Below are 18,154 nucleotides of genomic sequence, written 5' to 3' on the forward strand. Positions count from 1 at the left end.
GACCGCCCTTAGGCGGTCGGACCGCCGAAGATGTCGATACGGTCGCCCTCAGCGAGGGTCACGATCGCGCGCTTGGTGGACGCGCGCTGGCCGAAGCCGGTGCGGGTCCGCTTGCGCTTGCCCTGGCGGTTGATCGTGTTGACCCCGGTGACCTTGACCGAGAAGACCGCCTGGACGGCCTGCTTGATCTGGGTCTTGTTGGCGCTCGGGTCCACGACGAACGTGTACTTGCCCTCGTCGAGGAGCGCGTAGCTCTTCTCGGAGACGACCGGCTTGAGCAGCACGTCACGGGGGTCCGTGAAGGACTTGCTCAGCGGGGTCTCGACGGTGTTCTTGCCCTCCGTCGCGTGGCGACGCGCCTTGGCGACGCGAGCGGCCTTGGCCTTCTTCGCGGCCTTGGAGGCGATTGCGGGGTGACGGATAGCCATCAGACCTCGCTCCCTTCGGTGTCATTGGCCTTCGGGCCGGACACGAAGGACTCGAAGGCGGCCTGGGTGAAGACCACGTCGTCCGAGACGAGAACGTCGTACGTGTTCAGCTGGCCCGGCTCCAGGATGTGGACCTGGGGCAGGTTGCGGGCGGACAGCCACGCGGCCTCGTCGGCGCGGTCGACGACCAGGAGCAGGTTCTTGCGCTCCGAGATCTTGCCGAACAGCGTCTTGGCGGCCTTCGTCGACGGGTTCTCACCCTCGACGACGCCGGAGACGACGTGGATGCGGTTGTGGCGGGCCCGGTCGGTGAGGGCGTGACGCAGCGCGGCAGCCTTCATCTTCTTCGGGGTCCGCTGCGAGTAGTCACGCGGCACGGGACCGTGCACGACGCCACCACCGGCGAACTGCGGCGCGCGGGTCGAACCCTGACGGGCGCGACCGGTGCCCTTCTGGCGGTACGGCTTCTTGCCACCGCCGCGGACCTCGCCACGGGTCTTGGTCTTGTGCGTGCCCTGACGGGCCGCGGCCAGCTGCGCGACGACGACCTGGTGGATCAGCGGGATGCTGACCTTCTCGACGTCGAAGATCTCCGCGGGGAGCTCGACGGAACCGGCCTTGTCGCCCGCCGGCGAAAGGATGTCAACAGTGCTCATCGGTTACCTCAGGCCCCCTTGGCCGCGGTGCGGACCAGGACGAGGCCGCCGTTCGGACCGGGGACAGCGCCCTTGATGAGCAGCAGACCCTTCTCCGCGTCAACGGCGTGGACGGTCAGGTTCTGGGTGGTGACCCGCTCGTTGCCCATGCGACCCGCCATGCGGAGGCCCTTGAACACACGGCCCGGGGTGGCGCAGCCACCGATGGAACCGGGCGAGCGGTGCTTGCGCTGGGTGCCGTGTCCGGCGCCGAGGCCCTTGAAGTTGTGACGCTTCATGACACCGGCGAAGCCCTTGCCCTTGCTCTTGCCGGTCACGTCGACCTTGATGCCGGCCTCGAACACCTCGGCGGTGATCTCCTGGCCGAGGGTGTACTCGCTGGCGTCAGCGGTACGGATCTCGACGAGGTGGCGGCGGGGAGTGACGTCGGCCTTGGCGAAGTGGCCCTTGAGGGGCTTGTTCACCTTGCGCGGGTCGATCTCGCCGAACGCGATCTGGACGGACTCGTAGCCGTCGACGTCGTTCGTACGGACCTGGGTGACGACGTTGGGGCCGGCCTTGACGACGGTGACCGGAACAACACGGTTGTTCGCGTCCCACACCTGCGTCATGCCGAGCTTCTCGCCCAGGATGCCCTTGATCTGCTTAGCCATCGTTCAGATCACCGGCCTCAGAGCTTGATCTCGATGTCGACACCGGCCGGGAGGTCGAGTCGCATCAGAGAGTCAACGGTCTTGGGGGTCGGGTCGAGGATGTCGATCAGGCGCTTGTGCGTGCGCATCTCGAAGTGCTCGCGCGAGTCCTTGTACTTGTGCGGCGACTTGATGACGCAGTACACGTTCTTCTCAGTGGGCAGCGGCACCGGGCCCGCGACCGACGCACCAGTGCGGGTCACCGTCTCGACGATCTTCTTCGCCGAGGAGTCGATGACCTCGTGGTCGTAGGCCTTGAGCCGGATGCGGATCTTCTGTCCCGCCATGGCTACTCAGTAGTCCTGTCTCTCTTACGCTCTGGAACCCGGCGGATTCCTTCTGCTGCCTTCGCTCCTCCGACCCACGCGGTCGGGCGTGTCGCGCTCCCGCTGACACAGATGTCCCTTGTTCGAACATCCCTGCTGGGAATGCACACGGCCCTTCCGGAACCGCAGACCGGGGGCGAAGGCCCACCGGGTGCCTGGCCAGTGCCGCACCGCACTTCCCGAAAGATTCCCGTACGTCCGCCCCAGCGCTGCCTTACGGCAGTTAGGGCGACGAGTACTGTGGGACTCGCTTCCGGTCCCCCCGGCGGGAGGCGCGCAGCATCAACACTCGACCGAGCAACTCGGACAGTCTGCCATATGGGGCGGGGGCTACGCCAATCGAGCCGGAGAGAATACCCCGGGGGTGACGTAGGTCAAACCGGTGGACGGGCGCGGTCCGCCGCCGAGCCGCTCCGGCCCGGCACCCCGAGTGCTCTGTCAGATGCCCCAGGGGTCGGGGTGTGGCTTGAGTGCCGGATCCTGGGACCATGTCAGACGCTTCTCGATCTGGTCCCCGGTGAGGTCGACGAGCCGGTCGGCCGCCCAGCCGTTCCACTGGACCGCACCAGGAAACTGCGGCAGCCGGAAGGCGGGAAGACGCGTCGGCAGCGCCTCGACGCGGTACACGGGCTTCTTGACCTCCCCGTCCAGCCGCTTCGGCTTCGACGACCTGCGCAGATCGAGGCAGTCGACCACCTGTTCCACCAGGTGGACGAAGTACTCATCGTGTTCGGCGCCCTTGATGTCGACCGGCACCAGACGACCGGCCGACGACAAGGCGTCCCCCAGGCCGTCGGCGAGACGCCGACTGAGCACGGGAGCGCCCGGTCTGCCGGAGGGGAACTCGCTTCTGGCCCAGCGCCGCTCACCCATCCACTCCGCGCTCAGCCGGGCGGGCGGCTCCGCACGGGCGCCCGCACTCTGCCAGCGCATGAGGTGACGCACTCCGACGCTGTCGAGATGCAGCTGCCGGTACTCACTGAGGCTCGGCAGGAGCCGGTATACCGACAGCGCCCCACCGGGCACGTCAGTCATCGCGTCACCATCCTTGTCCGCCGTCGCACCGGCACAGTCCATCACGGTGCCGTCCACACGCGTTCGCAGCCGGTTGCCCGCTCGCCGGCGCCCTCTCGACCCGCTGTCCGATGGAGCGAAGTTCCGAGCGCAGCGCGCTGCGGACGGCGCGGGCCTGGAGCAGCCGGGTCAGCTGAGGATCCACCCCGATCCGGCACATGTGGCGCACCAGGGCCGGCTCCACCCGTCGCTCGGGGGCTGGGGGACCCCTGTGATGCCCTCGGACCAGAGCAGGAGGGAAGCAGCGGACACCTCGTGGTCCCGGAAGTGTCCGAGTTCGTCGGCGACGACCATGACCTCCCCGGAGAATCGCCCGACCACGCGCACGCCCTCCATGAGACGGCCCAGGTCCTCCGTACGGGGCGCGAGGAAGGCCCCGACCGAGACGTCGGCGAGCAGCCAGGTTCCGGTGGAGCGGACGGCGCCGATCTCCACGGTGCCGCCGAGGGCGGCGAAGATCGCCCGCGCCATGGGCTCGGCCCGGGTCGAGGGGATCCGGCCGTCGTCGCACGCCGGGCTGCGCGTCAGAGCCACTCCCCCTCGTCGTCCTGCGCGTCCGGGCCGTACCCGCGCATCATCACGCCCAGCCGGCTGGGCGAGCACGCGAGGGAGCCTTCACCGCCGGTCGCCCCAGGGGCATTCGCGCTCCGTATCCCAGTGCACCCAGGGCAGTGCCGTACGCCAGCCCGGTCGGCCCGCGGCCCAGTCGAGCATCACAGGGACCACCAGATCGGCGCCCCCCTGATCCGACGGCACGCCGACTTCCGCGCGATGGTGTGCGATGGCGCTCCCGGCCCGGTACTCGAGCAGCAGCGTCAGATCGTCGCGGAGCGCGATCTGCAGGTAGTGCTGCCCGACCTCGCCCTCCGGCACGTCGAGCCGCTCGAGAACGAGGAAGTGCCGACGCGTGTTGAGTCCGGCGAAAAGCTTCTGGATCTGCTGGCCGGAGGGGCCGTCCCACACCTCGTCGTCGGCCACGGTGACCCGCAGGCGGGGCTGGGTCATCGCAGAGACCGCTCCACAAATGACAGCAGGCCGGAGATCTCGAAAGGCTCCGGACTGCTGTTCTGCGTCTCTTCGGCAAGTGTCCAGGCCCGCTCCGGGCTCCACTCGATCCGGAAAATGCTCCCTCGGAAGTTCTCGAAGCGGACGAAGCTGCCCGGAGCGCCTTCCAGCAGCTTGATCTCTCGATACAACGTTTTCTCCGCTGCGAGGATTCCGTCCGGCCCGTCCGTTCCGCCCTTGGTGACCGTGTTGTCGTACCAGAGCCTCAGGAACGGTACGGGCTCCCTGTTGAGATCGGCCGGCGTAAGGAACCGGATAAAGCTCTCCCGGGCGTCTTCAAGGGAGTACCGGCCGGGATCGGCGAACTCACACGTGTAGCCGGGGAATACCGCCCATGTGACCTGCTGCAGCTCGGGCTGCTGAACTTCGTGGTAGCGATGGACTCCGGGCCGTGCTGCCGCGATGACCTCAAAGTCGCGCCCGGGGTGACGAAAACCTTGGGGAGCACTCAGCAACGCACCGCTTTCCAGGAACAGCGAACTGGCCTCGCGAGCAGTCCGGAGGATCGCAGCCACCAGAGCCTGGTCGTACGAGTCGCGAGCATTCACCTGGAAGAGGTGGCGCCCATCAGCACTGAGCGCCGCGGCGAAATCCAGCCCTGGCACAGGAGACCAGTGCCAGGCATCGGGGATTCCGTCGAAGACCTCTACCCCGGGAAATTTGGACACTACGGCAACCGGATCCACATCTACCTCCCCTTATGCTCCCTTGCAGGAATAGTTGGGCCCGGTGTCCTGACGGTACCTGGGAGCGCGCGCACCGTCCCGGCCATTGTCCGCCCGCGTCATGGGCTCCATGTCGGTTGTGTCATTGTACCAAGCCTCACGTTCCGGATAATTGGTGTTGTAACCCGTCTCATTCCAATGTTCGACCACTCGCGGATTGTGGTCGTAGGTGAGGATCTTCGAGTCTGCCGGAATTACTTCACCCGCATTGTTTCGCCATGTGAGCTGGTCCCGCGGGATTCGATTGCCGTTCTGATCGAGAGGCCAGCCACCCGCTGCCCGGCCCTCGTCGGTGAATCGGGAGACCATGTCCTCATGCGTCTCGTCCCAGTACGAATGGGGGTATTCCGAAGAACGGTTGTGGCGGGTGTCCGGTGCGTCGGGGTCCCTTACCCACCGTCCGTTTCCGCCGCGGGGTTGTGCCAGGCCGAGCGGATCGATGAAGCAGAAGGGGTTGGGGACGTACCCGTAGTGATTCGGCTGCGGAGCGAGCCCCAACGGGTCGGGCGTCAGGTAGCGGCCGTTTTCGGGGTCGTAGTAGCGGGCGTGGTTGTAGTTCCAGCCGGTCTCGGCGTCGGCGTACTGTCCAGGAAAACGCAGTGGGCAGTCGACCGGCACACCGGAGCCCACATCTGCCGGGCGTGGCTCCAGCTCCCGGCCCCACAGCTCGGTCCTGCGATGCCATGCCACGGTGCCCTCGGCGTCGACGAGTTCGGTGGGAGCTCCGACGGTGTCCGTGACCACGCCGTGGAACCGGACACCGTCCGCCCCGCGACGTATCTGTGTCAGCGGGCGATGCGTGCCGGAGAAGTAGTCCCAAGTCAGCGCCTCTCCGGAGTCGTTGACCTGCTCGGCGAGGCGCGTGCCGTCCCAGGTGAACCGCGTCTCCTCGGCGACCGAGCCGTCGGCACCCAGCCGCACCTTGGCGCGGCGCCGTCCCGTGGGGTCGTAGCGGTAGCGCCAGTGGTCTCCGTCCGGTGTGACAGCGGCCGTGAGCCTGTCCTGCGCGTCCCAGGTGTAGGTGGCAATGCGCTTCTGCCCGTTCAGGAGCCGCTTGACGGTGCGGACAGGCCGTCCTCGCTGGTCGTACTCGTAGCTGGTACGGCCGGATCGCCGAAGTCGCGTTCCGGCGTAGTCACGCGTGGTCGGGCGGTCCACCGACGAGGGCGCGGTCGAATCCTGGATGTTGCCCAGGGCGTCGTACGCGTAGTTCTCCGTCCAGTCCCGCGCGTGTACCGCCGTGACGCGGCCGACTGCGTCGAGATCGAACCTGCGCTGCCCCGTGGTGAGTTCGTCGATTCCGGACAGCAGGCCATCCGGCCTGTAGGTGTAGGTGCGGTTCTGCAGGAGCGCTCGGCCGCGGATTCCGTTGCCGTGGAGTTCCTGTCCGACGAGGTGTCCGCGCTCGTCCCAAGCCTGAGTGAGCGACGCGAACGACCCGAACTCGCGGACGCGCTCCCGTCCCAGGGCGTCGAACCCGAAGGTGACCGTCTGCCCTGCCGCATGCAGGGACGCCGGGCGGCCAACGGCGTCATAGCTCCATGTCGAGGTGATCCCACTGGGCGTGCGGCGTTCCGTCCGACGGCCCAGTGCGTCGTAGGCGTAGGTCGTCTCAGCACCGTCCAGCGCCTCGCGCACCAAGCGTCCGGAGGAGTTGTAGGCGCATTCAAGGGTGCTGGTGTCGCTCACCGCTCGGACCAACCGCCCGGCCGGATCGTAGGTGAAGCGCGACACCTGGTCGCCCGTGCGTTGTTCGACCATCCTGCCGAGTTCGTCGCGCAGGAACACGGTCTCCTGGCCGTCGCCATCCGTGCGACGGGCCAGGCGGCCGGCCGCGTCGTAGGAGTAGGTGAGCGAGCGCCCCTCGAAATCCGTTTCGGCGACCAGGCGGTTGGTGGAGTCGTACACGTACTTCCAGGTCTGGCCCCGAGGGTTCATGACCTCGGTCAGGTTCACCTCGGAGTCGTACGTGAACCGGTACTCGCTGCCGTTGCGGTCGATGCGGCTGGTCGGCTGGTGGAAGTGACCGGTCTCGATCAGGGACCTGCGGCCGAGCTGGTCCGTGTGGGCGACGAGGTCGCCTTCGCCGTCCCATTCCCAGCTTTCCCGGGAACCGTCGGCGGCGAGACGCCATGCCGGATGCCCCTCCACGGTCCATCCCATGGACTCGACCCGGCCTTCGGCATCCACGACCCTGACGACACGGCCGAAGGCGTCACGTTCGGCGTGCGTCGTGTTTCCGAGCGCATCGGTCTCTCGAATCGACAATCCGGCCGCATTGCACTCGATACGGGTCACATGGCCGAGGCCGTCGGTCACCGCAGTGCTGCGGCCTTGCTCGTCGTAGCTGTACTGACGTGAGTTGCCCGACGGGTCGACGATCCTCAGACGGTTGCCGCAGTCGTCGAAACGCTGCTCCCACACGGCCCCGTCCGCCTCGACGAGTCGGACGGGAAGACCGAGGTCGTCGTACTCAGCCGTCGTTCGAAGACCGTCCGGACGCGTGACGGTGGCGAGGTTGCCGTGTGAGTCGTAGGTGAATGTGGTGGTGTGGCCCAGTGCGTCCGTATAGGACAGCATCCGGTTGTACCGGTCCCAGGCCGTGCGGACCGTTCGGCCCGACGGGTCGATCATCTCCGTACGTTGCAGGAACTCGTTGTAGCGATGGACCGTGGTGTGCCCAAGCGCGTTCGTGTACCGGGTCTCACGAGCTTCGGTGTCGTAGGAAATGACGCAGTCGAGGAAGCCTTCCGCCCCCTCACCTCGTATGCACCTGTCCTGGTCGTCGTAGGTGTAGCGGTACCAGGAGCCCTTACGGTCGGTCCACGAGGTGACACGTCCCCGATCGTCATAGGTGAGCCGGTACGGCAGACCGCTCGAGTTGTAGATCTCGGTGAGGTGCCCCTCGGCGTTGTAGCCGTACCTCACCAGTGTGATCCCGTCCGGGCCGGCCTGCGGGTCGCTCAGTCGCAGCTGAGTGATGCGTGCATCGTCGGTGAGAATGCGCAGGTGATAGCCGCCGGAATGGCGCACGGCCACCGGGACGCCACGCTCATCACGGTCGATGTCCATCCGATGCCCGTTGCGGTCGGTCACTGCGGCGAGCGGGAGAGTGAAACTCTGTGCGGTGGAGGGCGGCTGGGAAGTCGGCGCGAAGTGACGGGTGCGCCCTGTGGCCGGGTTCGTGATGCGGATCGGGGCGCCGGGCTCACCGTCCCAGTCGAGGGGCCATCGGGGTCCTTCGAGGGGGAGCACCGATTCCCCGGGGGCGGGGACCGGATAGACGAGGACCATTCCGTCCTCAGCTGCGAACAAGGCGCCCGCGCTGTCGAGTTCCAGTCGCTCGTCCAGCGTCGAGGCCCAGGAGGGACCGAACCACTGACCGGAGGCGTAGGTGGACAGGTGGGTGCGGCGCACTATCAGCGGCAGCAGACCTGGCAGTTCGACATCGGTGTGCTCCATCAGCATCTCGCCGGAAACCATGTCGACGGGGTCGCCACCCTTGCACCGGCCCTCCACCGGTTTGCTCTTGGCCAGGGCGTCGTCCGCCTCTCTGCGCAGACCGCTCCTGAGCCCCTTGGCCATGGCCTTGAGACCGCCTTTGCCGAGAGCCTTCATGCCCTTCGCGAGTCTGCCGAGGGTGGTCAGGCCCTTCATGCCGGGTATGCAGTCCAGTGCCGCGAATCCCACATCCCATAGGGACGCCTGTCCCTTGGAATACTTGTACAGCGAGTCGGCAAGGACGATGAGTCCCGCCACCACCACGATCGCGGCGAGGATCGGTCCACCGATGATCATCGCGACGATCCCGACGACGGCCACGACGACTTTGCACACGGCGACGATGGTGTCCCAGTTGTCGACGAACCAGTCGCCGGCCTCTTCCCACCACGACCGGTTCTGGATCCCGGCATCGGAAGCCTCGTCGATCTTCGACTTGGCTTCCCGAGCCGCCTCGTCACGCATCTTGCGCGCGTCCGCGGCCATCTTCTTCGCGGCGGCTAGGGCGTCCTGCGCGTCGGAGACGTCCGACTGAGCTTTGGACTGTGCCGACTTGGCGTGCTGGACGTCCCGGGTCGCCGCCCGCACCTTGGCCTCATCCGGCGTCTCGGCACCTTTGCTGCCGGTCGGGTCGTCCTTGTACTTGTCCGCCTCCTTGCCGGCCCGTGTCACCCACGAGTCGGCCGAGGTGAGGCGGGACTGGGCCGAGGAGAGGGTGTCGCGGGCCTCCCGGCCCTTGCGCAGAGCCTTGTCCGCCAGGGACTGCGCACGCTCCAGCTTCGGCCAGAAGTCCGCCAGCGCATCCCCGCACATCTCATAGGACTTCTTCAGCTTCTTGAGGTTCTTCGGGACGTCGGCGAAGTCCTCCTTGAACACGTCCGCCGACTTGCCCGCCCACTCCAGGAGCGTGCCCTCCCCCGCCATGCCCTTGACCAGACGCAACGCGTCGGAGACGTCATCGGCGAAATCGTGCAGATGCTTCGCAAGCGTGCGCACCCGCTGCGGATCACCAGGCGTCGGATCCCCGTCCAAGTCCAGGACATGCCAGTCCGAAGGCCTGTGCCCCGCCATACCGCAACCCCCGTCACGTGCACATCTCCAGCAACAACCGTATGCACACGTGAACTTACAAGGCACAGCCGTTCGACGGATAGGTGGTACTGCCGACGGAGACTACGGAGACCAGCGTCAGGAGATGTGTCCGCGTACCGCCCGCCGGGCCGCGTACAGCTCGGTCGTCAACTCCCCGTTGAGACGCGCCGCGTGACCCGCCGCCGTGAAGGCGAACCCCCGCTGAGCGGCGTCCGGCAACCGCATCGCCCGGGCGATCCGCGGGGATGCCTCCGCCAGTGAGCAGTGGAACGCCAGGCCTGTCACCGCCGTCCCGAGACGCGCCTCGCCGCGCTCGAAGGCCAGGTCCCACTCCCCCGGGTCGTCCAGCCCGAGCAGTCCCTCAACGCTCTCCCAGTCCCACCCCCGGGACACCGGCACATCAGCCCGAAAAGCGGAACGTCGACGTGATCGCGTCGAAGATGTCGAAGAACGAGTCCGCGAGGTCGAGGACCTGGGTGCTGCCGGCGACCAGGGCGACCTTGCCCTCCTGGCCCGGCACGGGGATGTACGTCTGCATCAGCACGGCCCGGATCGTGCGGTTGAGTGCGTCCCCCGGTACGGCGATGTCCTCGATGCCCTGCGTGCGCGCGGCCGGGCCGACACCCGGGATGTCGACCGTCGTGACCTTCCGCCAGGAGTCGCCCTCCCGCTTGGCCTCCTTGACCGCGAGCTGGCTCGCGATGACCGACGGGTCGTTGGACAGCGGCTCGCCGCGCTCGTTGCGGCCGCCGACCAGGGAGACGGTCACCGAGCCGGTGATCGGCGTGTCCCCGCCGAAGTTCTCCGCCATGCAACCGCAGTACAGCGCGCCCGACTTCCAGGCATCGGCAGCGGCCTTCCGGAGGAAGTCGACGTAGGTGCCGCGGTGCTGCTCCAACTCCGGACGCTCCCGCACCCGTTCGCTCACCATCCGCCGGATCGAGTCGTCCCGAGTCTCCGGCCGTACGTCGAACTCCCACCACGACTCCGGCACCTTGATCCGGAAACCGCCCCGCTCGACGGTCAGGGTCTCCATGTACCGGGCCATGGCGCCGGCCTCCCGTTCACTCGATCACAAGTCCGGCCATCGTCCCATCGTGCGAGGGCTGAGTGCGACAAGATCAGCGGCGTGAGACGGATGAGACAAGCGATAGCCATGGACATGGCCGGGGCGGAGATCGAGCGGCGCAGGTCGCAGTGGATCTCGGACGGGATCCAGGTGTCCTCCGTGCCCTGGGCCGACGATCGCGAGTGGCTGGCAGTGCACTTCAGCGCTGCGGGCTGGGCCGTGCGGCTGCTGGTGGAGGTGCACTGCAGCGGTCACGCGCGCCTCCACTTCACTTCGCCGAGCGAGAGCGAGTTCGGAAGCGGAGGCCAGGCCGTCCAGGAGTCCCGCCGGGTCGCCTCCGTGGAGGCGGTCGGCGCACTGCTCGATGAGGCGGTGGCCCGGGCCGGGCGGATCAGCCTGCGGTCGGCGCAGCTCATCGCCCGTACCTGCACGACCGGCTGGCTGGACTGGATCCACGGCGAGCTGTGGCTGCTCCCCGATCAGCTGCTCCGCATCCGCGGCGGCGTACCGGCCACCATGGCGGTCGGGCTCCTCGGGCCCGAACTGGCGACCCCGGACACGTTCCTGACCCTCGCCCACGACCCCGACGCCATCCGCTCCGCCCACCGCACCAACAAGGTGCTCCCCCTGACCGAGATCACGCACGCCCGGCTCCACGGCGGCCTGACCACCTCCGGAATGACGCTCTCCATGGCCGACGGAACCCGTCACAAGCTGCTCTGGATGTCCATGGAACCCGCGCGCGGCCTCCTCAGGGACCGACTTCTGCCGCTCCTGGGCCCTCGGCCGGCTCGCTGAGCACCTCGGGCTCCTCCTCTGTCCAGAATGGGGAGTCCTTCGGCGGTGCCGGGCGTACGGGGAGCGCCATGAAGTCGATGTCCGCATCCACGACCGGGTCCCCGACCGGACTGCGGCCCCGGCTGTCCGGGCCGTAATACAGACCGTAGGCCCAGTACTCGGGCAGCTCGTGCCCCATGAGCTGGAGGTCCAGGGCGACCCACTGCCGTGTCCCGTACGCCGCGTTGACCCTGGCGACGGCCTCCGCACGGGGGACACCGATACGCCCCACCATTACGTCCACCATCTCGCGGAAGTAGCCGAGCATGTCCTCGTCGAGAGGAAGCACGAACTCCGTCCCGGTGGTGCCCGCCGTGGGACATGCCCCGTACTCGACGAGCCACCGCAGGCGCCTGACCTCCGCCACGAGTCGCGGCACCGTCTCCCTGGCCCTGGCGGCCAGTACGGAGTCGGGGGTCGAACCCGAGCACAGCTCCTCGATCGCGTCCAGGTCGGGGTGGTCACCGGCCGTGTCCGCGCCGGGATCGAGAGGGTCGTCGCACGCCGTTTCCGAGGTCATGCTCCAGTGTTACGGCCCGACATCCCCGTCCACCAGCCCGCCGGACGGCCGGTACTCCCCTCCCCCAGTCACCGTGGTGGCACACGACCACACCACGGGAACCCGGCATGCGCACCCTCACAGCCACCGCCCTCGCCTCGGCCTCGCGGCAGCAACGGCGGCAGCCGCCCCCGCCACCGCGGCGACAGACCGAGCGCGGGCCCTCGGGTGGATGGACGGCTACGGCACCGTCCTCTCGCGCGACGGCGACACCCTCCCGGAGTTCCAGACGACCTCCGTCAGCTGCCCCGAGGGTGACAGCGCTCGACGGACCGGCCCCGGCCCGTACGCGACCGCGGACGGCGCCACGATGACCGTCCGCCCCGGCCCTGGTGGAAACCGCGCCACTTTGGGCTTCGACACCTCGGTCGGACACCGACACCGCTCACTGCGGCGCGCCCGGGAACGGCCGGCCGATTGCACCCGCACCACCCCCGAGGACCCACGCACCGCCTTCGACGTCTTCTGGCACTCCTTCGCCGAGAATCACCCCTTCTTACGCCAAGCGCGCCCGGAACCACCCGACCGACCCGGGCCGGCACACCCGCCCCGAGCCCATCAGAGTCGTACCGGCGGCCGGGCCCCGCTGCACAAGGGCACAGCAAAGGGGCCCGCACGACCGAAGTCGTACGGGCCCCTTCGAGCCACTCAGGTCAGTGGACCCTCAAGCCAGTCCGAAGACTTACTTGTTGATCTTGGTGACCTGGCCGGCGCCCACGGTCCGGCCACCCTCACGGATGGCGAACTTCAGGCCCTCCTCCATGGCGACGGGCTGGATGAGCTCCACCTTCATCTCGGTGTTGTCACCCGGCATGACCATCTCGGTGCCCTCGGGGAGGGTCACCACGCCGGTCACGTCCGTCGTACGGAAGTAGAACTGCGGGCGGTAGTTGTTGAAGAACGGCGTGTGGCGGCCACCCTCGTCCTTGGACAGGATGTAGGCCTGCGCCTCGAACTCGGTGTGCGGGGTGACCGAGCCCGGCTTGATGATGACCTGGCCGCGCTCGACGTCCTCGCGCTTGATGCCGCGGAGGAGCAGACCGACGTTCTCACCGGCCTGGCCCTCGTCGAGGAGCTTCCGGAACATCTCGATACCGGTGACCGTGGTGGTGGTCTTCTCGGTCTTGATGCCGATGATGTCGACGGTCTCGTTGACCTTCAGGACACCACGCTCGATACGGCCGGTGACGACCGTACCGCGACCGGTGATCGTGAAGACGTCCTCGATCGGCATGAGGAACGGCTTGTCGACGTCACGCTCGGGCTCGGGGATCGCCGTGTCGACGGCGTTCATGAGCTCGAGAACCGAGTTGCCCCACTCCTTGTCGCCCTCGAGGGCCTTCAGAGCGGAGACCTTGACGACGGGAACGTCGTCGCCCGGGAACTCGTACTCGGAGAGGAGCTCACGGACCTCGAGCTCGACGAGCTCCAGGATCTCCTCGTCGTCCACCATGTCGGCCTTGTTCAGGGCGACGACGATGTACGGAACGCCGACCTGGCGGGCCAGGAGCACGTGCTCCTTGGTCTGCGGCATCGGGCCGTCGGTGGCGGCGACCACGAGGATGGCGCCGTCCATCTGCGCCGCACCCGTGATCATGTTCTTGATGTAGTCCGCGTGACCGGGGCAGTCGACGTGGGCGTAGTGACGCGTCTCGGTCTGGTACTCGACGTGCGCGATGGAGATGGTGATACCGCGCTGGCGCTCCTCAGGAGCCTTGTCGATCTGGTCGAAGGCCGAGGCCTCGTTCAGGTCCGGGTACGCGTCGTGCAGCACCTTGGTAATGGCGGCCGTGAGGGTCGTCTTACCGTGGTCGATGTGACCGATGGTGCCGATGTTGACGTGCGGCTTAGTCCGCTCGAACTTCGCCTTCGCCACTGGGGTCCTCCTGTGGAGTGGTTCTGGTACGCCTTACTCATCGGCGCCAGGTGATCTTTGCTGGATGGCCCGGATCCCCGGGGCATTCCCTCCACTGTTGCGGCGGAATGCCCCACGAGGCTCCGGAGTCAAGCCTACGGCGTGTAGACGCGGTGCGTTACTCGCCCTTGGCCTTCGCGATGATCTCCTCGGCGACGTTCCGCGGAACCTCGGCGTAGGAGTCGAACTGCATGGAGTAGCTCGCACGGCCGGACGTCTTGCTGCGCAGGTCGCCGACGTAACCGAACATCTCCGAGAGGGGCACGAGGCCCTTCACGACGCGGGCACCGGCCCGCTCCTCCATGGCCTGGATCTGGCCACGGCGGGAGTTGATGTCGCCGATGACCTCACCCATGTAGTCCTCGGGCGTGGTGACCTCGACGGCCATCATCGGCTCGAGCAGCACGGGGCTGGCCTTGCGCGCGGCCTCCTTGAAGGCCTGCGAACCGGCGATCTTGAACGCGAGCTCGGAGGAGTCCACCTCGTGGTAGGCACCGTCGAGCAGCGTCACGCGCACACCGGTCATCTCGTAACCGGCGAGGATGCCGAACTGCATGGCCTCCTGCGCACCGGCGTCCACCGAAGGGATGTACTCCTTCGGCACACGGCCACCGGTCACCTTGTTGATGAACTCGTACGAGGCGTCGCCGCCCTCGATCGGCTCGATCGCGATGATGACGCGAGCGAACTGGCCGGTACCACCCGTCTGCTTCTTGTGGGTGAACTCGACCTTCTCGACGGCCTTGCGGATCGTCTCGCGGTACGCGACCTGCGGCTTGCCGACGTTGGCCTCGACCTTGAACTCGCGCTTCATGCGGTCCACGAGCACCTCGAGGTGAAGCTCGCCCATACCGCCGATGACGGTCTGGCCGGTCTCCTCGTTGGTGTGCACCTGGAAGGAGGGGTCCTCCTCGGCCAGGCGCTGGATCGCGACGCCGAGCTTCTCCTGGTCGCCCTTCGACTTGGGCTCGATGGCGACCTCGATGACCGGCGCCGGGAAGTCCATGGACTCCAGGATGACCGGGTTCTTCTCGTCCGCCAGCGTCTCACCGGTGGTGGTCTGCTTCAGGCCCATGACGGCGACGATGTCGCCGGCGCCCACCGACTCGATCTCCTCACGCTTGTTGGCGTGCATGCGGTAGATCTTGCCGATGCGCTCCTTGCGGCCCTTCACCGAGTTCAGCACAGCCGTGCCGGACTGCAGACGGCCGGAGTACACGCGGACGAAGGTGAGCTTGCCGAGGTGCGGGTCGCTCATGATCTTGAACGCGAGCGCGGCGAGGGGCTCCTCGTCCGACGGCTTGCGCACGACGACCTGCTCCGGGTCCTTGACGTCGTGACCCTCGATGGCCTCGACGTCGAGCGGGGTGGGCAGGTAGCGCACGACCGCGTCGAGCAGGGGCTGAACGCCCTTGTTCTTGAACGCGGTGCCGCAGAACACGGGGGTGACGGTGGTGCCGCCGCCCTTGCCGGACGCGATGGTGATACGGCGGATCGCGGCGTAGAGCTGCTCCACGGTGGGCTCGGTGCCCTCCAGGTACAGCTCCATCAGCTCTTCGTCGTTCTCGGCGACGGCCTCGAGCAGCTTGCCGCGGTACTCCTCGGCAGCCTCGGCGTGGGTGTCCGGGATGTCGACGGTGTCGTACATCTCGCCCTTGGTCGCCTCGGCCGACCAGACCAGGGCCTTCATCGTCACGAGGTCGATGACGCCCTTGAAGTCCGCCTCGGCACCGATCGGCAGCTGCATGACCAGCGGCTGCGCGCCCAAGCGGTCCGAGATCATGTCCACGCAGCGGTGGAACTCGGCGCCGGTACGGTCCAGCTTGTTGACGAAGCAGATACGCGGCACGCCGTAGCGGTCGGCCTGACGCCACACCGTCTCGGACTGCGGCTCGACACCGGCGACACCGTCGAACACCGTCACGGCACCGTCGAGCACGCGCAGGGAGCGCTCCACCTCGACGGTGAAGTCGACGTGACCAGGGGTGTCGATGATGTTGATGGTGTAGTCGTTGTCCTCGAGCGGCCAGTGACAGGTGGTCGCAGCAGACGTGATCGTGATGCCACGCTCCTGCTCCTGCTCCATCCAGTCCATGGTGGCAGCGCCGTCGTGGACCTCACCGATCTTGTACGACACGCCGGTGTAGAACAGGATCCGCTCGGTGGTGGTCGTCTTGCCCGCGTCGATGTGGGCCATGATCCCGATGTTGCGGACCTTGGCCAGGTCAAGTGAAGTGGTAGCCATAAGGCTTCAGTCTTCTCTCGGTCTCGATGTGGGTAGCGACTACCAGCGGTAGTGCGCGAAGGCCTTGTTGGACTCGGCCATCTTGTGGGTGTCCTCGCGCTTCTTCACAGCGGCACCAAGGCCGTTGGAGGCGTCGAGAAGCTCGTTGAGCAGACGCTCGGTCATGGTCTTCTCGCGACGGGCGCGGGAGTAACCGACCAGCCAGCGCAGCGCGAGCGTGTTGGCACGACCGGGCTTGACCTCGATCGGAACCTGGTACGTCGCACCACCGACACGGCGGGACTTGACCTCGAGGGTCGGCTTGATGTTCTCCAGCGCGCGCTTCAGCGTGATGATCGGGTCGTTGCCCGTCTTCTCACGCAGACCTTCCATGGCGCCGTAGACGATGCGCTCGGCGGTGGAGCGCTTGCCGTTCAGCAGCACCTTGTTGATGAGCGACGTCACCAGAGGAGAACCGTAGACCGGGTCGATGATGACCGGGCGCTTCGGGGCGGGGCCCTTACGAGGCATTCTTACTTCTCCTTCTTGGCGCCGTAGCGGGAACGGGCCTGCTTGCGGTTCTTGACACCCTGGGTGTCGAGGGAGCCACGGATGATCTTGTAGCGAACACCCGGCAGGTCCTTCACACGGCCGCCGCGCACGAGCACGATGGAGTGCTCCTGCAGGTTGTGTCCCTCACCCGGAATGTAAGCGGTGACCTCGATCCCGCTGGTCAGACGCACACGCGCGACCTTACGCAGGGCCGAGTTCGGCTTCTTCGGGGTGGTCGTGAACACACGCGTGCAGACGCCCCGGCGCTGAGGGGAACCCTCGAGTGCGGGCGTCTTGTTCTTCTCGACCTTGTCCTGCCGGCCCTTGCGGACCAGCTGCTGGATCGTAGGCACTACTTCTCCGGTTTCTGTGTGCCGAATGGTGAAGCTAACCTGGAACGTCGCCGACCCACGCGGTCGGGTGTGTCGAACCCGCGGACTCCCGCCGCGAGGCAGAAACAGCGCAGATTACGGTGGCCGGTGTCGGCCCGCCGTGCGGTTCATGGCACACACGCGAGCCAGGGCACACCCCAGGCACAAGGTCTGAGCGTACCTACCGCATTCGCTGCGGTCAAAACAAATGGGCACCGCCCGCATCGCCATGCGGGACATGTCAAGCCCCCCGGCCGTTATCGATCTTCAATTCGACGGCGACTGTCCGTTTTGCATACCTTCACGATGCTACGACGGACACCACCGTGAGCAACACCAGTACGAGTGCCCAGCCCGCCGTGGACAACCACCCGAGTACGAGGCCCGTCAGCGCGAGCCCGTCCCCCAGCTCTCCCCGGCTGCGGATCTCGGCCCGGGCCACATGCCCCAGCACGACGGCCGGGATCCCGGTCAGCCCCATGGTCGGCACACACAGCAGCCCGCACACCCCGGCCGCGACGGCCTTGCCGTTGGTCCGCGCCCGCGGCACGGGCACGAACGTCGCCGGGACGGGCATGACCGAGGTCGGCTGCGGCAGCGGTCCCTGCGGCAGGTCCGCGACGAGCAGCGCCAGCTCCCCCACGGTCCGCGCCGCATACGCCCGCCCCACCCGCCTCTCGAACTCCCCCTGCTCCATCCGCCCCTCGCCGTACCCGGCTCTGAGCACGTCCACGGCCCGCTCCCGATCGGCGTGCGACGCCAGCATCGACGGGCCACCGGAGCCCTGCCAGGGCTGCCACGGCTGCCAGGACGAGTAGGGCGACTGCGACACGGAGCACCTCCCCGAGGGGCCGGAGTCCTTCCATGATGCGCCGAAGCGGAGGTTCCGGCACCGGTGCGTCCGGCGCGGGGCGGCGCAAGTCGGCCAGACAGCCGACTCAGGCGCTCCCTCGCGCAGCCGCGCCCCGGATTCGCCGCCGTGTCGGCACGCCCGCAGACGCCCGGTGAGACGGCGTCGGGGCCCTTCCCGCGCGCGCCCCGGGTACCGGGAACGCCGAAGGGCGGCCA

Annotated in this window: 18 protein-coding genes; 1 reads left to right on the forward strand and 17 read right to left on the reverse strand. The window is 67.5% G+C overall.

Annotated features, from left to right (window positions below):
- Positions 1 to 8: 8 nt before the first annotated feature.
- The 11 genes from rplW to AB0F04_RS30190 all read right to left on the reverse strand — a co-directional run bounded on the left by rplW (position 9) and on the right by AB0F04_RS30190 (position 10,607).
- Entirely contained in the window at positions 9 to 428 is a 420-nt protein-coding gene (rplW, locus tag AB0F04_RS30140; protein ID WP_030839674.1) for a 50S ribosomal protein L23, read from the reverse strand.
- Entirely contained in the window at positions 428 to 1,084 is a 657-nt protein-coding gene (gene rplD, locus AB0F04_RS30145) for a 50S ribosomal protein L4 (protein WP_086601017.1), read from the reverse strand. The genes rplW and rplD overlap by 1 nt, the downstream gene beginning before the upstream one ends.
- Positions 1,085 to 1,092: 8 nt before the next feature.
- On the reverse strand, positions 1,093 to 1,737 hold the full coding sequence (gene rplC / locus AB0F04_RS30150) for a 50S ribosomal protein L3 (protein WP_033308969.1): 645 nt from the start codon (positions 1,735 to 1,737) through the stop codon (positions 1,093 to 1,095).
- Between the two features lie 17 nt (positions 1,738 to 1,754).
- Positions 1,755 to 2,063 carry a 30S ribosomal protein S10 gene (gene rpsJ / locus AB0F04_RS30155; protein ID WP_003948644.1) on the reverse strand — a complete coding sequence of 103 codons (309 nt, stop codon included), beginning with the start codon at positions 2,061 to 2,063 and terminating at the stop codon, positions 1,755 to 1,757.
- Between the two features lie 477 nt (positions 2,064 to 2,540).
- Complete coding sequence (locus AB0F04_RS30160) at positions 2,541 to 3,137, reverse strand: hypothetical protein (RefSeq protein WP_362047048.1); 597 nt, start codon at positions 3,135 to 3,137, stop codon at positions 2,541 to 2,543.
- 168 nt (positions 3,138 to 3,305) lie between these two features.
- Positions 3,306 to 3,710, reverse strand: coding sequence for a hypothetical protein (locus AB0F04_RS30165; protein ID WP_362047051.1), 405 nt, complete (start codon positions 3,708 to 3,710; stop codon positions 3,306 to 3,308).
- 81 nt (positions 3,711 to 3,791) lie between these two features.
- Positions 3,792 to 4,181, reverse strand: a complete 390-nt coding sequence (locus tag AB0F04_RS30170) for a hypothetical protein (protein ID WP_362047054.1) — start codon at positions 4,179 to 4,181, stop codon at positions 3,792 to 3,794.
- Positions 4,178 to 4,927, reverse strand: a complete 750-nt coding sequence (locus tag AB0F04_RS30175) for a hypothetical protein (RefSeq protein ID WP_362047056.1) — start codon at positions 4,925 to 4,927, stop codon at positions 4,178 to 4,180. Before AB0F04_RS30175 ends, AB0F04_RS30170 begins: the two co-directional genes overlap by 4 nt.
- A 12-nt stretch (positions 4,928 to 4,939) precedes the next feature.
- Positions 4,940 to 9,538, reverse strand: coding sequence for a DUF6531 domain-containing protein (locus tag AB0F04_RS30180; RefSeq protein ID WP_362047059.1), 4,599 nt, complete (start codon positions 9,536 to 9,538; stop codon positions 4,940 to 4,942).
- A 117-nt stretch (positions 9,539 to 9,655) separates the two neighbouring features.
- Positions 9,656 to 9,952 (reverse strand): hypothetical protein, encoded by a 297-nt coding sequence (locus tag AB0F04_RS30185; protein ID WP_362047062.1) that lies wholly within the window; start codon positions 9,950 to 9,952, stop codon positions 9,656 to 9,658.
- A 7-nt stretch (positions 9,953 to 9,959) separates the two neighbouring features.
- Complete coding sequence (locus tag AB0F04_RS30190) at positions 9,960 to 10,607, reverse strand: hypothetical protein (protein ID WP_362047065.1); 648 nt, start codon at positions 10,605 to 10,607, stop codon at positions 9,960 to 9,962.
- A gap of 90 nt (positions 10,608 to 10,697) precedes the next feature.
- On the opposite strand from AB0F04_RS30190, the gene AB0F04_RS30195 reads away from it, so the two are divergent.
- Positions 10,698 to 11,426 carry a hypothetical protein gene (locus AB0F04_RS30195; protein WP_362047068.1) on the forward strand — a complete coding sequence of 243 codons (729 nt, stop codon included), beginning with the start codon at positions 10,698 to 10,700 and terminating at the stop codon, positions 11,424 to 11,426.
- On the opposite strand, the gene AB0F04_RS30200 is transcribed toward AB0F04_RS30195, so the two are convergent.
- From AB0F04_RS30200 to AB0F04_RS30225, 6 genes are all read right to left on the reverse strand, one after another.
- A complete protein-coding gene (locus AB0F04_RS30200) occupies positions 11,380 to 11,985 on the reverse strand; it encodes a hypothetical protein (RefSeq protein WP_362047071.1) in 606 nt (201 codons plus the stop codon). The genes AB0F04_RS30195 and AB0F04_RS30200 overlap by 47 nt on opposite strands.
- 721 nt (positions 11,986 to 12,706) lie before the next feature.
- On the reverse strand, positions 12,707 to 13,900 hold the full coding sequence (tuf, locus tag AB0F04_RS30205) for an elongation factor Tu (protein WP_033308978.1): 1,194 nt from the start codon (positions 13,898 to 13,900) through the stop codon (positions 12,707 to 12,709).
- Between the two features lie 157 nt (positions 13,901 to 14,057).
- Positions 14,058 to 16,184 carry an elongation factor G gene (fusA, locus tag AB0F04_RS30210; RefSeq protein WP_362047074.1) on the reverse strand — a complete coding sequence of 709 codons (2,127 nt, stop codon included), beginning with the start codon at positions 16,182 to 16,184 and terminating at the stop codon, positions 14,058 to 14,060.
- Between the two features lie 39 nt (positions 16,185 to 16,223).
- Entirely contained in the window at positions 16,224 to 16,694 is a 471-nt protein-coding gene (gene rpsG, locus AB0F04_RS30215) for a 30S ribosomal protein S7 (protein ID WP_003992340.1), read from the reverse strand.
- Between the two features lie 2 nt (positions 16,695 to 16,696).
- Complete coding sequence (rpsL, locus tag AB0F04_RS30220) at positions 16,697 to 17,068, reverse strand: 30S ribosomal protein S12 (RefSeq protein WP_003948652.1); 372 nt, start codon at positions 17,066 to 17,068, stop codon at positions 16,697 to 16,699.
- Positions 17,069 to 17,387: 319 nt separating this feature from the next.
- Positions 17,388 to 17,918, reverse strand: a complete 531-nt coding sequence (locus tag AB0F04_RS30225) for a DUF1707 and DUF4190 domain-containing protein (protein ID WP_362047077.1) — start codon at positions 17,916 to 17,918, stop codon at positions 17,388 to 17,390.
- Positions 17,919 to 18,154 lie beyond the last annotated feature (236 nt).

Origin of the sequence: Streptomyces sp. NPDC029041, assembly GCF_040637515.1 — a bacterium.
Lineage (GTDB): Bacteria > Actinomycetota > Actinomycetes > Streptomycetales > Streptomycetaceae > Streptomyces.

Coding starts and splice junctions, on each gene's coding strand:
- rplW (WP_030839674.1), bottom strand. CDS start 428: ATGGCTATCCGTCACCCCGCAATCGCCTCCAAGGCCGCGAAGAAGGCC.
- rplD (WP_086601017.1), bottom strand. CDS start 1,084: ATGAGCACTGTTGACATCCTTTCGCCGGCGGGCGACAAGGCCGGTTCC.
- rplC (WP_033308969.1), bottom strand. CDS start 1,737: ATGGCTAAGCAGATCAAGGGCATCCTGGGCGAGAAGCTCGGCATGACG.
- rpsJ (WP_003948644.1), bottom strand. CDS start 2,063: ATGGCGGGACAGAAGATCCGCATCCGGCTCAAGGCCTACGACCACGAG.
- AB0F04_RS30160 (WP_362047048.1), bottom strand. CDS start 3,137: ATGACTGACGTGCCCGGTGGGGCGCTGTCGGTATACCGGCTCCTGCCG.
- AB0F04_RS30170 (WP_362047054.1), bottom strand. CDS start 4,181: ATGACCCAGCCCCGCCTGCGGGTCACCGTGGCCGACGACGAGGTGTGG.
- AB0F04_RS30180 (WP_362047059.1), bottom strand. CDS start 9,538: ATGGCGGGGCACAGGCCTTCGGACTGGCATGTCCTGGACTTGGACGGG.
- AB0F04_RS30190 (WP_362047065.1), bottom strand. CDS start 10,607: ATGGCCCGGTACATGGAGACCCTGACCGTCGAGCGGGGCGGTTTCCGG.
- AB0F04_RS30195 (WP_362047068.1), top strand. CDS start 10,698: ATGAGACAAGCGATAGCCATGGACATGGCCGGGGCGGAGATCGAGCGG.
- AB0F04_RS30200 (WP_362047071.1), bottom strand. CDS start 11,985: ATGACCTCGGAAACGGCGTGCGACGACCCTCTCGATCCCGGCGCGGAC.
- fusA (WP_362047074.1), bottom strand. CDS start 16,184: ATGGCTACCACTTCACTTGACCTGGCCAAGGTCCGCAACATCGGGATC.
- rpsG (WP_003992340.1), bottom strand. CDS start 16,694: ATGCCTCGTAAGGGCCCCGCCCCGAAGCGCCCGGTCATCATCGACCCG.